The 20,068-nt window shown below is 74.8% G+C and carries 17 protein-coding genes; 10 read left to right on the top strand and 7 right to left on the bottom strand.

Features of this window, described 5'->3' with window-relative positions; genetic code table 11:
• Positions 1-51 precede the first annotated feature (51 nt).
• Positions 52-747: an SDR family NAD(P)-dependent oxidoreductase gene (locus CHC11_RS03850; RefSeq protein ID WP_089310124.1), complete on the top strand. Its 696-nt coding sequence runs from the start codon at positions 52-54 to the stop codon at positions 745-747.
• Entirely contained in the window at positions 747-1,496 is a 750-nt protein-coding gene (locus CHC11_RS03855; protein WP_089310125.1) for an SDR family NAD(P)-dependent oxidoreductase, read from the top strand. Before CHC11_RS03850 ends, CHC11_RS03855 begins: the two co-directional genes overlap by 1 nt.
• Positions 1,497-1,502: 6 nt before the next feature.
• Here CHC11_RS03855 and CHC11_RS03860 read toward each other — a convergent pair whose 3' ends face one another.
• Positions 1,503-3,929: an ABC transporter permease gene (locus CHC11_RS03860; RefSeq protein ID WP_089310126.1), complete on the bottom strand. Its 2,427-nt coding sequence runs from the start codon at positions 3,927-3,929 to the stop codon at positions 1,503-1,505.
• A complete protein-coding gene (locus CHC11_RS03865; RefSeq protein WP_218825918.1) occupies positions 3,929-4,660 on the bottom strand; it encodes an ABC transporter ATP-binding protein in 732 nt (243 codons plus the stop codon). Before CHC11_RS03865 ends, CHC11_RS03860 begins: the two co-directional genes overlap by 1 nt.
• Positions 4,661-4,782: 122 nt before the next feature.
• On the opposite strand from CHC11_RS03865, the gene CHC11_RS03870 reads away from it, so the two are divergent.
• Positions 4,783-5,388, top strand: coding sequence for a response regulator transcription factor (locus tag CHC11_RS03870; RefSeq protein WP_089310127.1), 606 nt, complete (start codon positions 4,783-4,785; stop codon positions 5,386-5,388).
• On the opposite strand, the gene CHC11_RS03875 is transcribed toward CHC11_RS03870, so the two are convergent.
• Entirely contained in the window at positions 5,385-7,493 is a 2,109-nt protein-coding gene (locus CHC11_RS03875) for a sensor histidine kinase (RefSeq protein WP_218825919.1), read from the bottom strand. The two genes, CHC11_RS03870 and CHC11_RS03875, sit on opposite strands and share 4 nt — an antisense overlap.
• Positions 7,494-7,538: 45 nt before the next feature.
• On the opposite strand from CHC11_RS03875, the gene CHC11_RS41070 reads away from it, so the two are divergent.
• Positions 7,539-7,787 (top strand): hypothetical protein, encoded by a 249-nt coding sequence (locus tag CHC11_RS41070; protein ID WP_179278613.1) that lies wholly within the window; start codon positions 7,539-7,541, stop codon positions 7,785-7,787.
• A 132-nt stretch (positions 7,788-7,919) separates the two neighbouring features.
• Entirely contained in the window at positions 7,920-8,795 is an 876-nt protein-coding gene (bdeA, locus tag CHC11_RS03880) for a bis(hydroxyethyl) terephthalate hydrolase (RefSeq protein ID WP_425427266.1), read from the top strand.
• Positions 8,796-8,818: 23 nt separating this feature from the next.
• Here bdeA and CHC11_RS03885 read toward each other — a convergent pair whose 3' ends face one another.
• Positions 8,819-10,075 (bottom strand): PucR family transcriptional regulator, encoded by a 1,257-nt coding sequence (locus CHC11_RS03885; protein WP_089310129.1) that lies wholly within the window; start codon positions 10,073-10,075, stop codon positions 8,819-8,821.
• Positions 10,076-10,346: 271 nt separating this feature from the next.
• On the opposite strand from CHC11_RS03885, the gene CHC11_RS03890 reads away from it, so the two are divergent.
• On the top strand, positions 10,347-13,097 hold the full coding sequence (locus CHC11_RS03890) for an AAA family ATPase (RefSeq protein WP_089310130.1): 2,751 nt from the start codon (positions 10,347-10,349) through the stop codon (positions 13,095-13,097).
• A gap of 25 nt (positions 13,098-13,122) precedes the next feature.
• On the opposite strand, the gene CHC11_RS03895 is transcribed toward CHC11_RS03890, so the two are convergent.
• Both CHC11_RS03895 and CHC11_RS03900 read right to left on the bottom strand, forming a co-directional pair.
• The gene (locus CHC11_RS03895) at positions 13,123-14,328 is read right to left on the bottom strand and encodes an SRPBCC family protein (protein ID WP_245918687.1); all 1,206 of its coding nucleotides are present in this window, start codon (positions 14,326-14,328) and stop codon (positions 13,123-13,125) included.
• Between the two features lie 11 nt (positions 14,329-14,339).
• Positions 14,340-15,143: an SRPBCC family protein gene (locus CHC11_RS03900; protein WP_089310131.1), complete on the bottom strand. Its 804-nt coding sequence runs from the start codon at positions 15,141-15,143 to the stop codon at positions 14,340-14,342.
• A gap of 380 nt (positions 15,144-15,523) precedes the next feature.
• Here CHC11_RS03900 and CHC11_RS03905 point away from each other — a divergent pair, with 380 nt between their 5' ends.
• The 4 genes from CHC11_RS03905 to CHC11_RS03920 are packed head-to-tail and all read left to right on the top strand — an operon-like array spanning position 15,524 to position 19,466.
• Positions 15,524-16,771 carry an extracellular solute-binding protein gene (locus tag CHC11_RS03905; RefSeq protein WP_089310132.1) on the top strand — a complete coding sequence of 416 codons (1,248 nt, stop codon included), beginning with the start codon at positions 15,524-15,526 and terminating at the stop codon, positions 16,769-16,771.
• The gene (locus tag CHC11_RS03910; protein ID WP_245918688.1) at positions 16,772-17,716 is read left to right on the top strand and encodes a carbohydrate ABC transporter permease; all 945 of its coding nucleotides are present in this window, start codon (positions 16,772-16,774) and stop codon (positions 17,714-17,716) included.
• Positions 17,713-18,528 (top strand): carbohydrate ABC transporter permease, encoded by an 816-nt coding sequence (locus tag CHC11_RS03915; RefSeq protein ID WP_089310133.1) that lies wholly within the window; start codon positions 17,713-17,715, stop codon positions 18,526-18,528. The genes CHC11_RS03910 and CHC11_RS03915 overlap by 4 nt, the downstream gene beginning before the upstream one ends.
• Positions 18,525-19,466, top strand: a complete 942-nt coding sequence (locus tag CHC11_RS03920; protein WP_089310134.1) for an ROK family protein — start codon at positions 18,525-18,527, stop codon at positions 19,464-19,466. Before CHC11_RS03915 ends, CHC11_RS03920 begins: the two co-directional genes overlap by 4 nt.
• 93 nt (positions 19,467-19,559) lie before the next feature.
• Here the strand turns inward: CHC11_RS03920 and CHC11_RS03925 are convergent, their stop codons facing one another.
• Positions 19,560-20,018, bottom strand: a complete 459-nt coding sequence (locus tag CHC11_RS03925) for an SRPBCC family protein (RefSeq protein ID WP_089310135.1) — start codon at positions 20,016-20,018, stop codon at positions 19,560-19,562.
• Positions 20,019-20,068: the final 50 nt, after the last annotated feature.

Consider the following 20,068-nt stretch of genomic DNA (forward strand, 5'->3'; position numbering starts at 1 on the left):
GCGGTTATGCCGGGTTTGCCTGGTGTTTTCGGAGGGTTGCGAGGTGATCTCATGGACGGGCGGGTCGCGCTCGTCACCGGGGCGGCCGGTGGCGTCGGCTCCGCGCTGGTGCGCGAGCTGGCGGGGCGCGGCTGGCGGACGGCGGGGCTCGACCTGCGCCAGGCCCCGGACACCTACCACTCGGTGAGCGTGGACGTGGCGGAACCCGCGCAGGTGAGCGCGGCGGTCCGGCGGATCGAGCGGGAGCTCGGCCCGGTCGAGGCGGCGGTGTGCGCGGCCGGGCACCACGCGATCGTCCCGATGTCCGACATCGCCTGGCCCGACTGGCGGCGGATGCTGCGGGTGCACCTCGGCGGTGTGGTCAACGTGTGCGCGGCCGTCGCGCCGGGGATGGCCGAGCGCGGCCGGGGCAGCATGGTGGCGGTCACCTCCCACCTCGCCATCGGCGGCGCGAGCGCCGAGGCGCACTACTCGGCGGCCACCGGCGCGGTGATCGGGTTCGTCCGGTCGCTGGCGGTGGAGCTCGGACCGTCCGGGATACGGGTGAACGCGGTGGCGCCCGGCCCGACCAACACGCCGATGGTCCCGTCCGACTCGCCCTGGCGCAGGCCGTCCTACCTGCAGGGGGTGCCGGCCGGGCGGCTGACGTCCCCGGAGGAGGTCGCGCTCGCCGTCGCCTACCTCGTCGAGGACGGCACGTTCTGCGCCGGCGAGGTCCTCTCCCCGAACGCCGGGACGGTGCTCTGATGACGATCGCGCTGATCACCGGGGCGGCCGGCGGGCTCGGCGCGGCCGTGGCGCGCCGGCTCGCGGCCGACGGCCGCATGGTCGCCCTCAACGACCGTCCCGGGCGGGACGTGGCCGCGCTCGCCGCCGAGCTGAACGGCCTCGCCGCGCCGGCCGACGTCTCCGACCCGGCGGCGGTGACCGCGATGGTGGCGGAGATCGAGCGCCGCACGGGCGGCCAGATCGCGCTCCTCGTCACCTGCGCCGGCCGGCTGGAGATGGTCCCGTTCACCGAAGTGCAGGACCGCGGCGGCTGGTGGCGCGCGGTCGACGACGACCTCGGCGGGACGTTCGCGTGCGCGCAGGCCGTCATGCCGGGCATGGTGGAGCGCGGCGGCGGCCGGATGGTGTTCACCGCGTCCGAGTGGGGGCTGATCGGGTGGCCGAACGCGAGCGCCTACTCGGCGTCCAAGGCGGGGGTCGTCGCTCTCGCCAAGTCGCTCGGCCGCGAACTCGCCCCGCTCGGCATCGCGGTGAACGCGGTCGCGCCGGGCGCGATCGACACGCCGCTGCTGGAGGTGGACGCGGCGGCCGCGGGCGTGCGCGTCGAGGAGATCCGCGCCCGGTACGCCGCCCGGGCGCCCCTCGGCCGGATCGCGACCCCCGAGGAGGTCGCGGCGGCGGTCTCGTTCCTGGCCGACGAGCGCCTCCCGACCCTCGTCGGCCAGATCCTCCACGTCAACGGCGGCACCACCCGCTCCCGCGCCTGACCGGCGTCACTCGCGGGCGCCCACGGCTTCGGCGGGGCGGGAGGCCATGGCGAGGCGTGCGGCCGGGAAGGTCGCGGCCGCGGCGAGCAGGAGGCCCCAGGCGAGGATTCCCAGGTGGCCGAGGGGCGGGACGTACGGGGGGCCGCCCGTCATGCCCGCGCCGAACGCGGCGAGCGTGGCGAGGGCGATCGCGGTGCCGAGGACGGCGGCGATCAAGGCGACGGCGAGCGTCTCCCACCCGAGCATCGCCATGAGCTGGCGCCGGGTCGTCCCGACCAGGCGCAGCAGGGCGAACTCGCGGGACCGGCCGGCGGTGGCCATCGCGAGGGTGTTCACCACGGCGATCGCGGTGAAGGCGATGATCAGCCCCATGGCGACGTAGGCGATCTCCGCGTTGCCCGCCGGCCCGGCCTCGGCGAGCGCGCCCGGGGCCGCGACCGGGAGACCGCGCGGAGGACCGCCCGCGATCAGCAGCGTGCCGCGGGGGTCGTCGACATGGGCGGCCAGCAGGTCGCGGTCGACGGTCAGGTCGCCGAAGCCGAGGCCGCGCCCGTAGACCGCGATCACGGTGGGAGCGAACGGAGTGCCGTCGCCGAGGGTGAGCGGCAGCCGGTCCCCGGGCCCGACGCCGAGGCGCCGGGCGGCGGTGGCGCTGACCGCGATGCCGGAGGCGTCCAGGCGGTCGAGCGACCCCGCCCGGACGTCCAGGTCCAGGGTGCGGTCGAGGCCCTCCGGCGTGACGCCCTGGACGCCGTAGTTCTCCAGGCCGACCCGGACGGTGCCGTGCAGGACCTCGGTCACGGCGGTCACGCCGGGCGTCCGCCGGATCCGCTCGGCGGTGCCGTGCGGGATCCCGGGACCGGCGGCGTGCGCGGCGAGCGTGCCCTCGCGCGCCTGCCGTGTCGCGGCGTGGCCGATCGTCGTCTGAACGAACAGGATCGTCGCGGTCAGCCCGATCATCAGCGTCAGCGGGGTGACGACGGACGCCAGGCGCCGCGCGCCCGCGGCGAGGTTGGCCGCCGCCAGGAGCCCGCCGCCCGGGAGGAGCCGGAGCGGGACGGCGAGCACGGCGATCGCGGCCCGGACGACGGCGGGGCCGAGGATCGCGACGGCCGCGGTCCAGACGATCGTGGTCAGCATCGTCACCGGGCTGGACGCCGCCTCCGTGTCGAGGTGCGCCAGCAGCACCGTCAGGGCGGCGGCCCCGGCCGCGACGGCCAGTCCGGCCGCGGTCCGGACGGCGCCGAGCCGGGCGCGGCCCGTCGCCGCGTCGCCGAGGGCCTCGACGGGACGGACCCGGGCCGCCCCGCGGGCGGTGATCCGGGCGGCGGCCACGGCCGCGAGGACGGTGGCGAGCGCGGCGGCGAGCGGCGGGAACGGGCCGACGACGAGGTCCAGGTTCGGCGGGAGGGCGCCGAGCCCGCGGAACTCGTCCCGCAGCCGGAACGCCAGCGGCAGGCCGGCCGCCGCGCCGAGCGGTCCCGCGAGAAGCCCGACCAGCAGCGCCTCGCCCCCGATCATCCGGCGGACCTGCCGCGGCGTCGCGGCGACCGCCCGCAGCACCGCGATCTCCCGCTCCCGCTGCCGCACCGACAGCGCGAACGTCCCGGACACCACGAGGACGGCGACGAGCAGGGCCGTCCCGCCGAGGGCGCCGCCCAGGGAGATGAGCTTGACGCGCGCCTTCTCCGCGCCGAGGAATTCCGCCCGGCCCCGGTCGCCGCCGGTGTGGACGGTCGCCGTGGTGCCGCGCACGGCCTCCTCGACGGCCCGGGCGGGGCCGTGGGCGCCGACGGCGGTGACCATGCCGTCGTGGCCGGACAGGCGGGCCGCCTGAGCCGTCGAGAAGAAGACGGCGGTCTGGTGCGCGAGCGCCTGCCGGGTCACGCCCACGACACGGTAGGTGCCGGGGACGGCGGACTCGACCCGCACCGCCGTGCCCGGGTGCAGGCGGCGGGCGCGCGCCGTGGCGGCGTCGACCACGATCTCGTCGTCCGCGGCCGGGGCGCGGCCCTCGCGGAGGGTGAACGGGGTGAGCGCCGCGGACTCCCACCCGTGGCCGGAGGACGGGCGGCCGTCCACGGCGGCGCCGATCTCGGCGGGGAACGTCACCTCGGTGACGACGCCCCGGACGCCGTCCGCCGCCCGGACCCTCGCGGCGACCGAGGCGGGCAGCCAGACGCGCTCGGCGAGCGGCTTGGCCTTGTGCTTGCGCTTGCCCTTCTTCTTGACGGTCACCTGGTGGACGGACTGGTCGCCGGTGACGACGACCGGCGCCCCCGCGTACCGCTCGGGCGCGACGGAGCCGCGCAGGCCGGTGTCGAGCAGGATGCCGCACGCGCAGACCAGGGCCGCCGCGCACAGCAGCGCGGCGAACGCCCCCGCGAAGCCCGCCTTGCGATGGCGCAGCGTGCCGAGCACGAGTCCGATCATCACTTCCACGCTCCCAGCCGGGTCATGCGGGCGGCGACCTTGTCGCTGGACGGGGCGTCCATCGTGTCGACGATCCGTCCGTCCGCCAGGAACAGCACCGTGTCGGCGTAGGAGGCGGCGACCGGGTCGTGCGTGACCATCACCACCGTCTGGCCCATGCCGTCCACGGCCTCGCGCAGCAGCGTCAGCACGTCCCGGGCCGTCACCGTGTCGAGCGCGCCCGTGGGCTCGTCCCCGAACACCACGTCCGGGCGCGTCACCAGGGCACGTGCGATCGCGACCCGCTGCTGCTGCCCGCCGGACAGCTGCCCGGGCCGGTGCCCGGTCCGGTCCGCCAGCCCGACGCGGGCGACCACCTCGGTGAGCCACGCCTTGTCCGGGCGCGTGCGCGACAGGCGGAGCGGAAGGGTGATGTTCTGCTCCACGGTCAGCGACGACACCAGGTTGAACGCCTGGAACACGAAGCCGACGCGCTGCCTGCGCAGCTCGGTCAGCCTCGTCTCGTTCATGGAGGACAGTTCGGTGTCCCCCAGCCGGACCGTGCCGGAGGTGGGCGTGTCGAGACCGGCGGCGCAGTGCAGGAAGGTGCTCTTGCCCGAACCCGACGGCCCCATCACCGCCGTGAGGCGGCCCCGCGGGAGGGACGCCGTCACCTCCCGCAGCGCCGCCACCGCTCCCCTACCTCGTCCGTAGACCTTGCTCACCGCGTTCATGCGCACCGCGTCGTTCATGCCCATCAGTCTCGTGACCTGCGGTTCCGGCCACCAGAGTGGAGATCACCGGCCACCCGTGACCTCGTCACGGGTGCGGGCGTGACGCCGTCCGGGCGGCCGGCGCCTGGTAGACATGAGCCGTGATCAAGGTGCTTCTCGCCGACGACCACCACGTGGTGCGCGGCGCCCTCGCCGCGCTGCTGGCGCTCGAACCCGACCTCACCGTGGTCGCCGAGGTCGAGCGCGGGGACGAGGTGCTGCCCGCGGCCCGCTCGGCCCGTCCCGACGTCGCCGTGCTGGACATCGACATGCCGGGCCTGGACGGCCTCGCGGCGGCGGCGGCGCTGCGCGAGGCCGTCCCCGACGTCGCGACACTCGTGCTCACCGGGCACGGCAAGCCCGGTCACCTGCGCCGCGCCCTGACGGCGGGCGTCCGCGGCTTCCTGCTGAAGACGGCGCCGCCGGAGGAGCTGGCCGCCGGCATCCGCAGGGTCGCCGCCGGGGAGCGGGTCCTCGACCCGAGCCTCGCGCTCACCGCCTGGGACCTCGCCGACAACCCGCTCACCCCGCGCGAGACCGACGTGCTGCGGCTCGCGGCGGAGGGCGCGGACGCCCCGGAGATCGCCGGGCGCCTCCACCTGTCCGCCGGGACGGTGCGCAACTACCTGACGGCCGCCGTCACCAAGCTCGACGCCCGCAACCGCACCGACGCCGCGCGCATCGCGCGGGAGGCGGGCTGGCTCTAGCCGATCCTCGCCTCCAGCCGGAAGCATCCCTTCCCGTCGGCGCGCACGCTGAGCGTTCCCCCCGCCGAGGCGAGCCGCGTGGTCAGATTCCCGATGCCGGCGCCGGGGGCGGTCCGGGGAGCCGCCGGGTCGAGCCCGTCGTTCTCCACGACCAGCCAGACGGCGCCGCCGTCCCGTCCGGTCGCGATCGTGCTGCGGGTGGCGGCGCTGTGGCGGAGCACGTTGGTCACCGCCTCGCGCAGGACCGTGCCGAGTACCGCCGACACGCGACCGTCCAGGACCGGGTGCCCGAGGACGGTCTCGACCTCGACCCCGGCGGCCGCCAGCACCGACCGCGCCGACGCCGCCTCCCCGTCCAGTGTGAGCTCGGCGTCCCCGCCGGTCGCGGTGCGCAGGTCGCCGCGGGCCTGCTCGGCCATGCCGACGACCTCGGCGAGCTCCGCGCGGGAGCGCTCCGGGTCCACCCGGGCGAGCCGGCGGGCCAGCTCGCACTTGAGCAGGATCGCGGCCAGGCTGTGCCCGAGCAGGTCGTGCAGGTCCCGGGCGGCCCGCAGCCGTTCCTGGACGGTCGCCGCCCTCGCCAGCTCGTCCCCGGCCGCCCGCAGGTCCCGCACCAGCCGCGCCAGCCGGACGAGCCCGTACACCACCAGGCCCGTCACCAGCGTGCTGATCACGTAGTTGGCGACCGCCGCCGTGCCGAGCCCGAGGGCCCGCGCGGCGACGCCGGTCGCCGCCATGCACGCCGCCACGAGGGGGACCGCGGCCCATGCCGGGAGCCCGACCAGGAACGTCCCGGCGAGGAACCCGGCGACGCCCAGCCACGCCTTCCCGAAGACGGCGAGGGGAGCGAAGCCGAGGACCGCCAGGATCGGCGGCCACCACCGGGGCCGCCCGCGCCCGGCCCAGAGCAGCTGCACCGCCGAGATCAGCGCCAGCCCCGCGGCGGCGGCCGGCCACAGCGGCCCCCACGCGACCAGCAGCAGCCCCTTGACGGAGAACCCCGCCAGGACGGCGGCCAGCAGCGCGAGCGAGAGCCGGTAGGCCGCCCGGTCGGGCAGGCTCACCGCGGGCTCCCCCGCGGCGACGGCGGCCTCCACCGCGAAGCGGCCGTCCTCGTCCAGGCCGGCCGAGAAGGTCCCGCCCGCGGCGCGCACCCGTCCCGCCGCCGCCTCCAGTCCGTCCGCGCCGCGCTCGGCCGTCCGGACGCCGTCGTTGACCACCCGCAACCCGACGAGGCCGCCCCGCTCCGACGTCGCGACCAGGCAGGTCCGCGCGGAACCGGCGCGCACCACGTCCGTGACCGCCTCGCGCAGCACCGTCGCCAGCAGCGCCCCGGCCGGGCCGAGCGGCTCCCGGTGCCCCTCGCGCACCTCGGCCCGGACGTCCGCCGCCTCCAGCAGCGCCCGCGCCGCCGCCATCTCGGGGGCGAGCGACATGCTCCGCAGGTCGGCCGCGGCGGTGCGCGCCCTGTTCAGCGACTCCCTGGCCACCGCCAGCACGTCCGCGATGCCCTCCGGCCGGTCGAGCGCGCGCCGGCTGCCCGCCGAGATCGCCCGCAGGCCGTCGCCGAGCCCGCCGTCCAGCTCCGCCGCGATCCGCAGCCGCTCCCGCTCCACGGCCGCCACGGTGAGGGGCAGCCGGGCCGCCGCGACGTCGTCCGCCCGGTCCGCCAGCCGCACCAGCCCGTAGACCACGAGCCCGGTCAGCAGGCAGGTGATCGTGACGTCGGCGCTCGCGCCGCCGCGCAGGGCGTCCGCGAGCGCCGCGCTCGCCAGGACGCAGGCGGCGGCCGGCCAGGCGCCCGCGAGCAGCAGCGACCCGACGACGAAGCCGAGGACTCCCGCCGACGTCCCGAACGCGATGACGCCCGTGTAGGCGGCCGCCGCCTGCGCCGGCAGGCTCCAGCCGCGCCGTCTCCGCCAGTGCGGCACGACCTGGACGAACTGGGCCAGCACGACCACCACCACGAGCGCGGTCGCCGCGGCCACCCGCGCGGCGCCCTCCGTCCGCGAGGGCGCCGCCAGCGCGTACACCGCGGCGAACGAGGCGAGCACCACCCCGACGATCACCCGCGCCGACCGCGGCCCCGGTACCGCCCCTGCCACCCCGTCCCCCGCTTCCCGGCCCGAGGGCCGCCGTCCCCGCCGCCCGTGCCCGCGAGTCCGGTCACGGCGACGGGTGCCAGCGTACGAGCCGGGGCGGGCGGCCCCGAACTCCGTCAGGAGTCGCCGGTCTTCAAGGCCGACCATCCGGCGGCCCAGGAATGCAGGAAGGGGCTGCTGGAGGCGGCCGGGATACCGGTGCCGGAGGACGTCGTCCCCGCGCACCTGTGGCGGCGGGACGACGCGCTGCGGCCGTTCGGCTTCTTCCGGCTGGTCAGGGCGGCCGTCACGGGATGACCGGCGATTTCGCCGATGTCCCGGGGCGCGCCGCGCGCCGAGAATGTGCGCGTCCAGGAGCCGGGTGACCGGCCCCGCCCCGTTTCGGAGCCGGCCCTCCGGCTCCGCCCCCCGGAACAGGAGCGACACGACGTGCCCACCCTCACCGCACGCGCGGCGAAGACGGCGCTGGCCGCGGCGCTGACCGCGGCCGCCCTCGCCGTCCCCCAGACCGCACAGGCCGCCGACAACCCCTACGAGCGCGGCCCCGCCCCGACGCGGCAGAGCATCGAGGCCCTGCGCGGCCCGTTCGCGACGTCCCAGACGAGCGTCTCGTCCCTCGGCGTCACCGGCTTCGGCGGCGGGACGATCTACTACCCGACCAGCACCGCCGAGGGCACCTTCGGCGCGGTCGCGGTGGCGCCCGGCTTCACCGCCGACCAGACCAGCATGGCCTGGCTCGGGCCGCGGCTCGCCTCGCAGGGGTTCGTCATCTTCACGATCGACACCCTCACCCGCCTCGACCAGCCCGACAGCCGCGCCCGGCAGCTGGAGGCCGCGCTGGACTACCTCACGCAGCGCAGCACCGTCCGGACCCGGATCGACACGACCCGGCTCGGCGTGATGGGCCACTCGATGGGCGGCGGCGGGACGCTGGAGGCCGCCGAGGACCGCCCGCAGCTGCAGGCCGCGATCCCGCTGACGCCGTGGGACCTGCAGAAGAACTTCTCGGACGTGCGCGTCCCCACCATGATCATCGGAGCTCAGGCGGACACGGTCGCTCCGGTCGCCAGCCACTCCCAGCCGTTCTACGCGAGCATCCCGGCGGCGTCGGAGAAGGCGTACCTGGAGCTGGCGGGCGCCAGCCACTTCGCGCCCAACACCTCGAACACGACGATCGCGAAGTACAGCATCTCCTGGCTCAAGCGGTACATCGACAACGACACCCGCTACGACCAGTTCCTGTGCCCGGCCCCCTCGCGCGACCTCACCATCTCCGAGTACCGGGACACCTGCCCCAACTCCTGACCCTGATCACCGACCGGACCGACTCACCTGCCGGGCCGCCCGCCTCCCCGCGCGGGCGGCCCCTCGGCGTGCGGGCCGGGCGCGCCGTCCCCGGGGCCGTGCAGCCGCAGCGCGCTCAGCGCGAGGACGAGCTCGACCAGGTCGCCGGGCCGGGCGAGGGTCCGCCCGGTGAGCAGCTCGATCCTGCGGAGCCGGTTGAGGACGGTGTTGCGGTGGCAGAACAGCCGGTCGGCCGCGCGGGCCGCGGAGCCGCCGCACTCCAGCCAGGTCTCCAGCGTCGTCAGCAGGGCGTCGCGGAACCCGGGGTCGACGTCCCCGAGCCCCCCGAGCGCGACCTCCCCGAGGCGTCCGGCGAGGCGGGGCTGGGACAGCACGAGGGCGTCGGGGAGCCTGCGGTCCAGGCGGGCGATCTGGTTGCCGGGGCCGCGGCACGTCCGCAGCGCCAGCTCGGCGAACCAGCGGGCGCCGCCCAGCTCGGCGAGGTTGCCGACGACCGGGCTCACGCCGGCGTGCGACCGGGCGTAGGGGCGGACCGCGTCCACGAGGTCGTCGAGCTCGGCGGTGCCGAGCGCGACCAGCGCCACCTGGGCGTCGGTGCGCAGCCGCCAGATGAACCGCATCCCGCCGGTGTCGCCGGGCCGCCGGTTCACGCCGTCCCCGAAGCCGCCCTCCGCGCCGAGCATCACCACGGCGTAGCGGCCGGTCGCGGGCAGCCCGAGGACGGACGTGGCGGTCGCCAGCAGCCCGCCGTCGGCGCCCTGCCCGTCCAGGAGGGCGTCCACGATCGCCTGGACGCGCTCCTCGCTGCGCCGCGCGAGGTCCAGCTCGGTGCGGTGGTAGGCGGCGGCCGCCGCGCCGGACTGCTGGTCGATCGTGTCCCAGGTGCGGGTCGCCTGCCGGATCAGCGCCGCGACGTTCTCCGGGTCGTGCCGGCCGACGACCTCGACGACGGCCTCCCAGAACACCCGCCCGGCGAGCCGGTAGGAGCGCAGCAGCTGGTCGAGCGGCTGGCCCTGGTGCGCGCGCCGCTGCCCGAGCCGCCGCGCCCACTCCAGGTCGGCGCGGCCGCGATCGGGGTCCAGGATCGTCTTGAAGCCGTGCCCGAGCCCCGTGTGGCACATCTCCCACACGTCGTGGCGGAAGGCGTCGTCGCGGTCGCCGCGGTCACCCGACAGGATCTCGGCGGTGAGCCGGTCGGCGAGGTCGGGCAGCCGGTCCGCGAGCCGCAGCACCGCCTTGCGCATGATCGTGCGATCGGCGTCCACCTGGCCGACGTTCATCGCGGGCCACCTCCAGCACCGGGCGCGCCCCGCACAACGCGGGGGCCTCATCGTGCCACCACGGGGGCGCACGGGCCATCCTGGGACGCCGACACTGTGCGCGCTCACAACCGGCGCCCGTCCCGATTGCGCCGGGTCCCCGAAACCGAAGCCCGCTCTGGACCGGTGCGGGGTGCCCGTGTTGACCTGAGGTCACCTTCCCTTTTGAGACCCCGTCCAATAGCTCCCGCGGCTCCCGGGCGAGGGTGGTTCCCGCCGAGGAGGGACCGGCATGGCACACGAACGGCTGCACGGACGTGAACGCGACCTTCAGGAGGTCGAGGCGATGCTCGACCGGGCCCGGGACGGGCACGGCGGCGCCCTGGTCGCCGCCGGGGACGCCGGGGTCGGCCGGACGGCCCTCCTGGAGGCCGCCGTGCGCGGCGCCGGCGCGGGCTTCCGCACGCTCGGCACGACCGGCGTCCCCGGCGAGACCGGCGTCCCGTACGCCGGGCTGCACCGGCTGCTGCGCCCGCTGTCCGGCCAGGTCGCGCAGCTGCCGCCGGCGCACCGCGACGCCCTCGCCGCGATCCTGTCCGGCGCCCCCCGCGCCGAGCCGTTCGTGCTGTTCACGGCGGTGTGCGAGCTGCTGGGCCGGGCCGCGCGGAAGGGGCCCGTGCTGTGCTGGGCCGACGACGTCCACTGGCTCGACGCGGGCTCACTGGAGGTGCTGGCGTTCGCGGCGCGGCGCGTCGGGGACGAGCCGGTGGCGGTGCTGTTGTCCGTCCGCGACGGCGAGCCGGACGCGGGCGCGCTCGCCGGCATCCGGCGGTTGCGGCTCGCGCCGCTGGCCGAGGACGCGAGCCGGCGGGTGCTGCGCGACGCGCTCGGCGGCGACCTGGACGGCTCGGCGGGCGGCGAGCTGACCGAGGAGATCGTCGACCTGGCCTGCGGCCGGCCCCTCGCGATCCGCGAGCTGGCCGGCGCGCTGACGTCCGGGCAGCTGTCGGGCGCCGCGCCGCCGCCGCGGGCGCTGCCCCCGTCCAGTTCCCTGCGCGCCCTGCACCGGCGCCGCTACCGCGCGCTGCCCTCCGGGGCGCGGCGCCTGGTGCTGATGACCGTGGCGGAGGAGTGGCTCGGCGCCGCGACGATGGAGCGGGCCGTCCGGGCGGACGGCATCGGCGACGGCGACCTCGACGCGGCCCGCGAGTCGGGGCTGCTGCGGTTCGAGGGCGACGGGGTCACGGTGCGCAACCGGCTCGTCCGGTCCTCGCTGTGGGCCGACGCGACGCGCGAGGAGCGGCAGGACGCGCACACGCTGCTCGCCGGCGTCCTGGTCCAGGAATGGCAGCGCCCGCGGCGGCTCTGGCACCGCGCGGCCGTGGCGGGCGAGCCCGACGACCGGCTCGCCGCCGAGCTGGCGGGGGCGGCGGCCGCGGCCCGGCGGACGGGCCGCTACGCCGACTCCTGGCGGATGTGGCAGCGCGCCGCGGCCCTGACCGTCGAGCACGGCGCGCGGACGGACCGGTACCTGGCCGCCGCCGGGGACGCCTGGGCGAGCGGACGGTCGCGGCGGGCCCGCGCCATGCTCCGGCAGGTCAGGCCGCGCGGCTGCGACGGGACCCGCATCGCCCGCGCCGCCGCCCTGCGCGGCGAGATCGAGACGGCGGCGGGCTCCCCCGCGGCCGCGGTCCCCGTGCTGCGCGACGCGGCCGAGCGGCTCGCCGGAACCGACGCCGGGGCGGCGCTGGACGCGCTGATGTGGGCCGCGGAGGCCGCCGACGCGTCCGGCGACGACCGCGCCCGCCTGGAGATCTCCGAGCGCGCCCGCGCGCTGGACCTCCCCGCGCCCGGCCCGCGCGCCGAGCTGCTGCTCGCCCACCTCGGCGGTGTCGCGGCGGTGCTCCGCGGCCGGTACCGGGAGGCCGCGGAACGGTTCGGGGACGCCGCGCGCCTCGGCCCGGACGTGGCGGACCCCGCCGCGCAGGCGTGGGCGGCGCTCTCGGCCCTCGCGCTCGGGGACGGCGCCCGCACCCGCGCGCTGGCGGCCGAGGCGGTCGCCTCGGCACGGCGCTCGGGCGACGCGCCCGCCGAGTCGTTCGCGCTGATGGCCGCCGGGCGCTGCGAGGCGCTCCTCGGGCATCCCCCCGCGCCGATCGCCGCCTGCCACGACGGGCTGCGCCTCGCCCGGGCCACCCGCCTGCACGGGCACGCCACCGAGCAGCTCGCCACCCTGGCCCTCACCGCCGCCTTCAACGGCGACGAGGCCAGGACGCGCGAGCTGCTGGAGCAGCTCACCGGCACCGCCGACGAGCGGGGCCTCACCCGCGCGGCCGCCCTCGGGTCATGGGCGCCCGCGTGCCTCGACCTCGCCGCGGACCGGCCGGCCGACGCGGCCGCGCGCCTGCGCCTGCCGGGCGGCGCCGGGCTCGCGCATCCGCCGGCGCGGCTCCTCGCCGTCCCGCACCTGGTCGAGGCGCTGGTCCGCACCGGCGAGCACGAGCCGGCCGCGGGGGCCTACGAGCACTTCCGCCGCTGGGTGGACGGAATGGGCTCGCCCCCGGGGCCGGAGGCGCTCGGCCGCCGCTGCCGGGCCCTGCTGGCCGGATGCGACGGCGAGGCCGAGGAGCACTTCACCGAGGCCCTCCGCCTGCACGAGGCCGCCGGCGCCGCGTTCGAGCTGGCCCGCACGGAGCTGCTGCTCGGGCACCGGCTGCGGCGCGGGCGACGCCCTCGCGCCGCCCGCGAGCACCTGCGCGCCGCGCTGCGCGTCTTCGAGCGCTACGGCGCCGCCCCGTGGACGGCGCGGGCCCGCGCCGAGCTGCGCGCCGCCGGGGAGACCGCGCCGCGGGCGGCGAGCGGGTTCGGCAAGCTCACCGCGCAGCAGGCGCACATCGCCCGGATGGCCGCCGAAGGGGCCACCAACCGGGAGATCGCTGCGCGCCTGCTGCTCAGCCCGCGGACGATCGACCATCATCTCCGCAACGTCTTCACCCGCCTCGGGATCCGCTCGCGCGTCGAGCTGGCCCGGCTGATCCGCTGATCCGCTGATCCGGCCGGCCGCCGGGTCAGCGGGCCTCCTCGTACTCCTCCTCGCGGTCCTCGGTCTTGCCGGTGCGGGAGGTGGAGGAGGAGGAGCTCCGGGTGCCTCGGCCGTTCCGGGAGCCCTTGGTCTCCGAGTCCTTGGAGTCCTTGGCGCTCTCGGAGCCCTTGGCCGTCTCGGAGTCCTTGGCGGTGTCGGAACCCTTGTCCTTGGAGGTCCCGGAGCCCTTGCCCTTGCCGGACTTCTCCTCTTCCTCCATGGCCTCCTCGTGCGTCCGGACGACCTCGCTGTCGCGGATCTCGCCGCGCCAGCCCTCGATCTCGTCCGCGCGGGTGAGCGAGTTCGTCATCACGTACCGGCGGAAGTGCTTCAGTTCGAGCCGGGCGCGGCGGCCCTGGGCGCGCCAGAGGTTCCCGGTCCGCTCCATGAAGCCCTGCGGGTGGTACTCCAGGACGACCAGGACGCGGGTCAGGTTCGGCGCCAGCTCGTGGAAGCTCACCGTCCCGTCCACGTGGCCCTTCGGGCCCTTCGAGCGCCACACGATGTGCTCGTCGGGGACCTGCTCGACGATCGTCGACTCCCACGTGCGCGCCGACCAGAAGATCTTGGCCTTCCAGTTCAGCTTGGTCTCGTCGGCCTGGTCGACGCTGATGACCTTCTTCATGAAGGACGGGTAGTCCTGGAACTGCGTCCACTGGTCGTAGACGAGGCGGGCCGGCGCACCGATGTCGGTGTGCTCGATGATGTTGGTGACCTTCACCTTCTTCCCGCCGCCCTTGCCGCCCTTCCCGCCCTTGCCGCCGGGCAGGATGTTCTTGAGCTTGCCGAAGATGCCCTTGCCCTTGCCGCCGGACTGCTCGTCCTTGGCGTCGTCCTTGGAGTTCTTGGCGTCCTTGGCGTCCTTGGCCTCGGCCTTGGTGTCGGCCTTGGTGTCGGCCTTGGTGTCGTTCTCGGCCTCGTCCTTCGCACCCTTGCCGGTGCCGGAGACCTTCGACTGCTCCTGGTCGCCCTGGTCGGAGTCGCGCCCGCCCCGGTTGCCGGCGATGGCCCGGCTCGCCGCGACGGCCGCGCCCGCGCCGAGCAGCACACCGCCGGCGGTGCCGACGGCCCGGCCGCCCGGGAGGGCCTTGGTGATGGCGCTCAGACCGGACGAGCGCTTGCGCCCGCCGATCGGCAGCCTCTTGGCGATCTGTCCGACGGGCAGCTTGCCCATCGGGTTTGCGCGTGCCATGTTCCGCTTCCTCACTTGGGGTTGGTGACGGTCTCGCCGTCGCGGATCTCGCCGCGCCAGCCCTCCACCTCGTCCGGGTGGAGGAGCGCCTGCGTCATCACGTGACGGCGGAAATGCTTCAGTTCCAGCCGCGTCCGGCGGCCCTGGGCGCGCCAGAGGTTGCCCGTCCGCTCGAACAGACCGACGGGGTGGTACTCCAGGACGAGCAGGACGCGGGTCAGGTCGGGGGTCAGCTCGTGGAAGCTGACCGTCCCGTGGGCGTGGCCCTTCGGGCCCTTCGAGCGCCACACGATGTGCTCGTCGGGGACCTGCTCGACGATCGTCGACTCCCACGTGCGCGCCGACCAGAAGATCTTGGCCTTCCAGTTCAGCCTGGTGTCGTCGGCCTGGTCGACGCTGATGACCTTCTTCATGAAGGACGGGTAGTCCTGGAACCGCGTCCACTGGTCGTAGACCAGCCGGCGCGGCGCGCCCACGTCGATCTGTTCGACGATGTTGGTCAGCTTCCCCTTTCGTCCCCGCCCGAAGATGCCGGCGAGGGTCTCTTTCAGGGCCGTCCAGCCGAAGCTCAGCAGCGCGCGCAAGGGGGACTTGCCCTTTTGCAGCGCCTTCACCCCGGCCAGGGCGGCCTTGGCGAGCGGGCCGGCCTGCTCCGCCTTCGCGGTGAGGTGCCGGACCGCGCGGTCGAGCCGCCGTTCGAGCCGGGTGACGAGCCCGGCCAGGCCACGGCGTGCCAGGCGCCGCGCCGAGAGCGCGGCCAGCGCCCCGCCGGCGCCGACGGCCGCGCCCGCGACCGGGCCCGTCCGGAGTTTCATGTCCTGTCCACCTCATCGTCCAACTCGGGTACGGCGGCGGGTTACCCGGTCAAGCTGGGGCAAAACAGGACGCAGGCAAGATGAATGACATCTCAGGCGGCCGGCCGCGTCAGGACGGCGGCTCCGGCGACGTCCTGAGCGAGCTCCGGGAGCGAACGTCCGGACGCTGCTGTCGGGCGACCAGACCAGCCCAGCGTGGACACCGGACCAGATCGGCGTCTCCGAAACCTCGCATAACGGTTGTGAGTCGTGCTTTACGGGCCCCTTGAACTGGTACGGACCAGTGTTTATCTTCATCCCCACCACGCGCGTTTGTGCTCGGGGGGCGTTCACACCGCGCAGAATCTTTCATGCGCGAAAGCCGGAGAAGGCGGGGACAGATGAAACGGCACCTCATGGGCGTCGTCGCCGCGGGCCTGACCGTGGCACTCGGCGTCAGCGGCTGCGGCAAGGGCAGCTCGTCGGGAGGCGACTCCGACGGCAAGACCATCAAGTTCGTCGCCGCGATCTACGACGACAACACCAAGCCCTACTGGGACGCCCTGATCAAGGACTTCGAGGCGAAGAACTCGGGCTACAAGGTCAACCTGGAGATGGTCGACTGGACCCAGATGGACGCCAAGGTGAAGACCTACGTCCAGACCAAGCAGGTTCCGGACGTCCTCAACTACAACGCGTTCTCCGACTTCGCCCGCGACGGCCTCATCTACAAGGCCGACGAGGTGCTGTCGCCGGGAACGCTCGGCGACTTCACCCCGACCTTCGTCCAGCAGGCGCAGTACAACGGCGCGCAGTACGGCCTGCCCTTCATCTCCAGCGCCCGCCTGCTCTTCTACAACAAGGCACTGTTCACGAAGGCCGGCATCAGCGACCCGCCCGCCACCTGGGACGACGTCAGGGCGGACGCGGAGAAGATCAAGAAGGCGGGCGCGACCGGGTACGGGCTGCCGCTCGGCCCCGAGGAGTCGCAGGCCGAGTTCTACTCCTGGGCGATGAACAACGGCGGCGGCTGGGTCGACGCGTCCGGCAAGTGGGCGATCAACCAGAAGGCCAACGTCGACACCCTCGCCTTCCTCAAGGACCTCAACAAGTCCGGGCTGACCCAGCCGAACCCGGAGACCACCGACCGCAAGACGGTGTTCAACCAGTTCGCGCAGGGCAAGATCGGCATGGCGATCGGCGGCCCGTTCACCAAGGCCGGGTTCATCGACCCGGTGAACAAGGAGCTGGACTTCGGCGTCGCGCCGCTGCCGAGCAAGAGCGGCACCGAGCACAACACCCTCGGCGTCATGGACGTCCTCGCCGCGTTCAAGAAGGACGGCGGCAAGAACAAGGAGGCCGTCAAGAAGTTCCTGGACTTCTTCTACCAGAAGGAGAACACCTCGAAGTTCCTCACCACCGAGGGCTTCCTGCCGGTGACGAAGTCGGCCGGCGACGCGCTCAGCGCCGACCCGTACATGAAGCAGTTCGTGGACGCGCTCCCGACGTCGAAGTTCGCGCCGACGTCCAACCCGGCGTGGTCGGCGGTCGCGGGCGCGGTCAAGCAGGACCTCGGCACCGCCGCGGCGAACGAGGACCCGAAGAAGGTCCTGGACAAGATCCAGAAGACGGCCGAGAAGGCCGGCTGAGTGCGGGATCCCAAGGCCGGGGAGCGGGGGGCCGCCGCCTCGACGGCCCCCCGCCCCTCCCTCCTCCGGCGGACCGGACGCGCCCTGGCGCCGCTGCCGTGGCTCGCCCCGTCCCTCGCGCTCATCGCGCTCGTGGTGCTGTGGCCCGTCATCGAGATGGCGCGCACCTCGCTGCAGAAGATCAGCTCGTCCGGGGTCACGCTCGGCTACCGGGGCGGCGGCAACTACACCGACCTGTTCGGTGAGGACGACCTCGTCCCGGTCGTGCTGCGGACGCTGCTGTGGGTCGCCGGCGTCGTGGTCATCACCATGCTGCTCTCGCTCGCCCTCGGCCAGCTGCTGAACGCCCGCTTCCCCGGCCGCCGCGTCGTGCGCTGGGCCGTCATCGTCCCGTGGGCGGCGTCGGTGCTGATGACGGCGCTGATCTGGAAGTGGATGCTGGACAACTACTCCGGCCTGGTCAACCGCGTGCTGCTCGACCTGCACGTGATCGACGAGCCGGTGAACTGGCTGGCCCACCCGGGGCAGGCGATGCTGTGGATGATGTGGGTGGCGGTGTTCGTGTCGCTGCCCTTCACCTCGTTCGTCATCCTCGCCGGGCTCCAGACGATCCCCGCCGACGTGTACGAGGCGGCCCGCGTCGACGGCGCCGGGCCCGTGCGCACCTACGTCGCCATCACGCTGCCGCTGCTGCGCCCCGCCGTGCTCATCGGGTCCATCATCAACGTGATCAACGTCTTCAACTCGTTCCCCATCATCTGGGCGATGACGGGCGGCGGCCCCGGCAGCAAGACCGACACCACCACCACCTTCATGTACAAACTCGCCTTCTACGACCAGAACGTCGGCGAGTCCGGCGCGATGGCGGTCGTGAACTTCGCCCTGATCCTCGTGATGGTGCTGCTGTACCTTCGCGCCGCCCGCTGGCGGGAGGAGGTCCGATGACGCGCCGGATCGTCCTCACGGGCGTCGGCTGGCTGGTCGCCCTGGCGTTCCTGCTGCCCTACCTGCAGATGTTCGTCACCGCGCTCAAGCCCGAACGCGAACTGACCGAGTCGCCGGGCACCTACCTGCCCTCGCACTGGACGTGGTCGAACTTCGTGGACGTCTGGTCGGCCGCGCCCGTCTGGACGTACCTGCGGGTCTCCCTCACCGTCGCGGCCGCCGCCACCCTGGTCACCCTCGCCTGCGCGATGCCCGCCGCGTACTACACGGCCCGCAACCGCTTCCGGGGACGCGGGGCGTTCCTGCTGCTCGTCCTGGTCACGCAGATGTTCGCGCCGACCGCGCTGGTGATCGGCATCTACCGGGAGATGGTCGCGCTCGACCTCACCGACACCCTGCTGTCGCTCATCCTGGTGAACGCGGCGTTCAACCTGCCGTTCTGCATCTGGATCCTGCACGGCTACTTCTCCAGCATCCCGAAGGAACTGGAGGAGGCCGCCTTCCTGGACGGCGCGGGCCGTATCGGCGCCCTCACCCGGGTCACCCTGCCCATCTCCATGCCGGGCGTGGTCACCGCGATCGTCTACACGTTCATCGCGGCCTGGAACGAGTACATCGTGGCGCTGACGGTCACCGCGTCCCCGGACCGCCGCCCCCTCACCGTCGGCATCCCGTCGTTCGTGACCCAGTACCAGGCGCACTGGCAGTACCTCTTCGCCACCTCGCTGATAGCGATCATCCCGGTCGTCGTCCTGTTCGTCTTCATCGAGCGCTACCTCATCGGCGGCCTGACGGCGGGCTCGGTCAAATGACTCTGATCGGGCTGGACGTGGGCGGCACGACGATGAAGGCCGCTCTGGTCGGTGAAGGTGCACTGGTCCGTGAAGGTGCGCGGGTCGGTGAAGGTGCGCGGGCGGACGGGGACCTTCAGGTCCTGGCGAGCGAGTCGCGGCCCACCGACCGGGCAGACCCGGTGGGCGGCGTCCTCGACTTCGCCGCCCATCTCGCCGCCCGCGCCGCGTCCCTGGGCTCCCCCGCCCGCGCGGCCGGCATCGCCCTGCTCGGCATCGTGGACGAGGCGACGGGCACCGCCGTGCACTCCGCCAACGTGGGATGGCGGGACGTGCCGATCCTGCGCCTGGCGCGCGAGCGCCTCGGCATCCCCGTCGCCATCGGCCACGACGTCCGCACCGGCGGCCTGGCCGAGGCCGTGCTGGGAGCGGGCCGCGGTGCGGGCGACTTCGTCTTCGTGGCCGTCGGGACCGGCATCGCCGCCGCCCTGATCCTGAACGGCGCCCCCTACCCGGGGACGGTCGGCTGGAGCGGCGAGATCGGCCACGTCGTCGTCCGCCCCGGCGGCGAGCCCTGCGCCTGCGGGAACCGGGGGTGCCTGGAGACCTACGCCTCGGCCGCCGCCATCGCCCGCCGCCACGGCGAGGGCGTACCCGCCGAAGAGGTGGTCGCGCGGGCCCGGAGGGGTGAGGAGAAGGCGGGGCGGGTCTGGTCGGAGGCGCTCGACTGCCTGGCCGACGGCCTCGCCGCGACGACCCTGCTGCTGGACCCGGGCCTCGTGGTCATGGGCGGCGGCCTCGCCCGCGCCGGTGACGCGCTCCTGGGCCCCCTCGAATCGCGCCTGACCGCCCGCTTGAAGTTCCGCGACCCGCCCCGCGTGCTGCGCACGCAACTGGACGACCAGGCGGCCGTCAGGGGCGCGACGATCCTCGCCCGCCGCCTGCTCGACGACGCCTAGGAATCCGCCGGACGACCACGGCCGGGCACGCCGACCGATGGCCTGATCAGCGGCGGTCGCGAGACGCCCGTTCGGCACTTCCGCAGCGGACTCCTAGTCCGATTCGACGAGCCTGGCCAGGTTGTCCAAGGCCATGCGCATGCCGGTCTCGTTGTCGGCGGCCGGCACGGTGTCGGGCACGCCGTCGTGCACGATGAGCACGTCGGTGCCCCCGTCGACCTCGGTGAGCGTCGTGGTCATCGTCATCTCGCCCTGCAGGGCGGGCTCGGCGGTCTCGAACTCGAACACCTCGACCACGCGCTCGCCGGGGACGAGTTCCACGAACCGCCCGTGGTAGGTGTCGGTGTGCGCCGACGACTTACCGGTGCCGGTCGGCGCGTCGTAGGTGAGCGAGATCCGGAAGGCGCCGCCCTCGCGGCCGTCGAACTCGTGCACCTCGCTCGTCATGCCGTCCGGTACCCGCCATTTCATGATCGCGTCCGCGTCGGTGAGCGCCCGGTAGACGTCCGATGGACGGGCCCTCACGTGCCGCGACACCCGCGTCGAGTACATGCGCCCACCCTACGGCGCCCCCTGACACGACCCCCGCCGCTCCGGGCCGC

The organism is Actinomadura mexicana, assembly GCF_900188105.1.
Classification (GTDB): Bacteria; Actinomycetota; Actinomycetes; order Streptosporangiales; family Streptosporangiaceae; genus Spirillospora; species Spirillospora mexicana.

Bases quoted from the DNA above. Each gene is read 5' to 3' on its own strand.
- CHC11_RS03850 (WP_089310124.1), top strand. From the start codon at position 52: ATGGACGGGCGGGTCGCGCTCGTCACCGGGGCGGCCGGTGGCGTCGGC.
- CHC11_RS03855 (WP_089310125.1), top strand. From the start codon at position 747: ATGACGATCGCGCTGATCACCGGGGCGGCCGGCGGGCTCGGCGCGGCC.
- CHC11_RS03860 (WP_089310126.1), bottom strand. From the start codon at position 3,929: ATGATCGGACTCGTGCTCGGCACGCTGCGCCATCGCAAGGCGGGCTTC.
- CHC11_RS03865 (WP_218825918.1), bottom strand. From the start codon at position 4,660: ATGAACGACGCGGTGCGCATGAACGCGGTGAGCAAGGTCTACGGACGA.
- CHC11_RS03885 (WP_089310129.1), bottom strand. From the start codon at position 10,075: ATGAACGTCGGCCAGGTGGACGCCGATCGCACGATCATGCGCAAGGCG.
- CHC11_RS03890 (WP_089310130.1), top strand. From the start codon at position 10,347: ATGGCACACGAACGGCTGCACGGACGTGAACGCGACCTTCAGGAGGTC.
- CHC11_RS03895 (WP_245918687.1), bottom strand. From the start codon at position 14,328: ATGGCACGCGCAAACCCGATGGGCAAGCTGCCCGTCGGACAGATCGCC.
- CHC11_RS03900 (WP_089310131.1), bottom strand. From the start codon at position 15,143: ATGAAACTCCGGACGGGCCCGGTCGCGGGCGCGGCCGTCGGCGCCGGC.
- CHC11_RS03905 (WP_089310132.1), top strand. From the start codon at position 15,524: ATGAAACGGCACCTCATGGGCGTCGTCGCCGCGGGCCTGACCGTGGCA.
- CHC11_RS03915 (WP_089310133.1), top strand. From the start codon at position 17,713: ATGACGCGCCGGATCGTCCTCACGGGCGTCGGCTGGCTGGTCGCCCTG.
- CHC11_RS03920 (WP_089310134.1), top strand. From the start codon at position 18,525: ATGACTCTGATCGGGCTGGACGTGGGCGGCACGACGATGAAGGCCGCT.
- CHC11_RS03925 (WP_089310135.1), bottom strand. From the start codon at position 20,018: ATGTACTCGACGCGGGTGTCGCGGCACGTGAGGGCCCGTCCATCGGAC.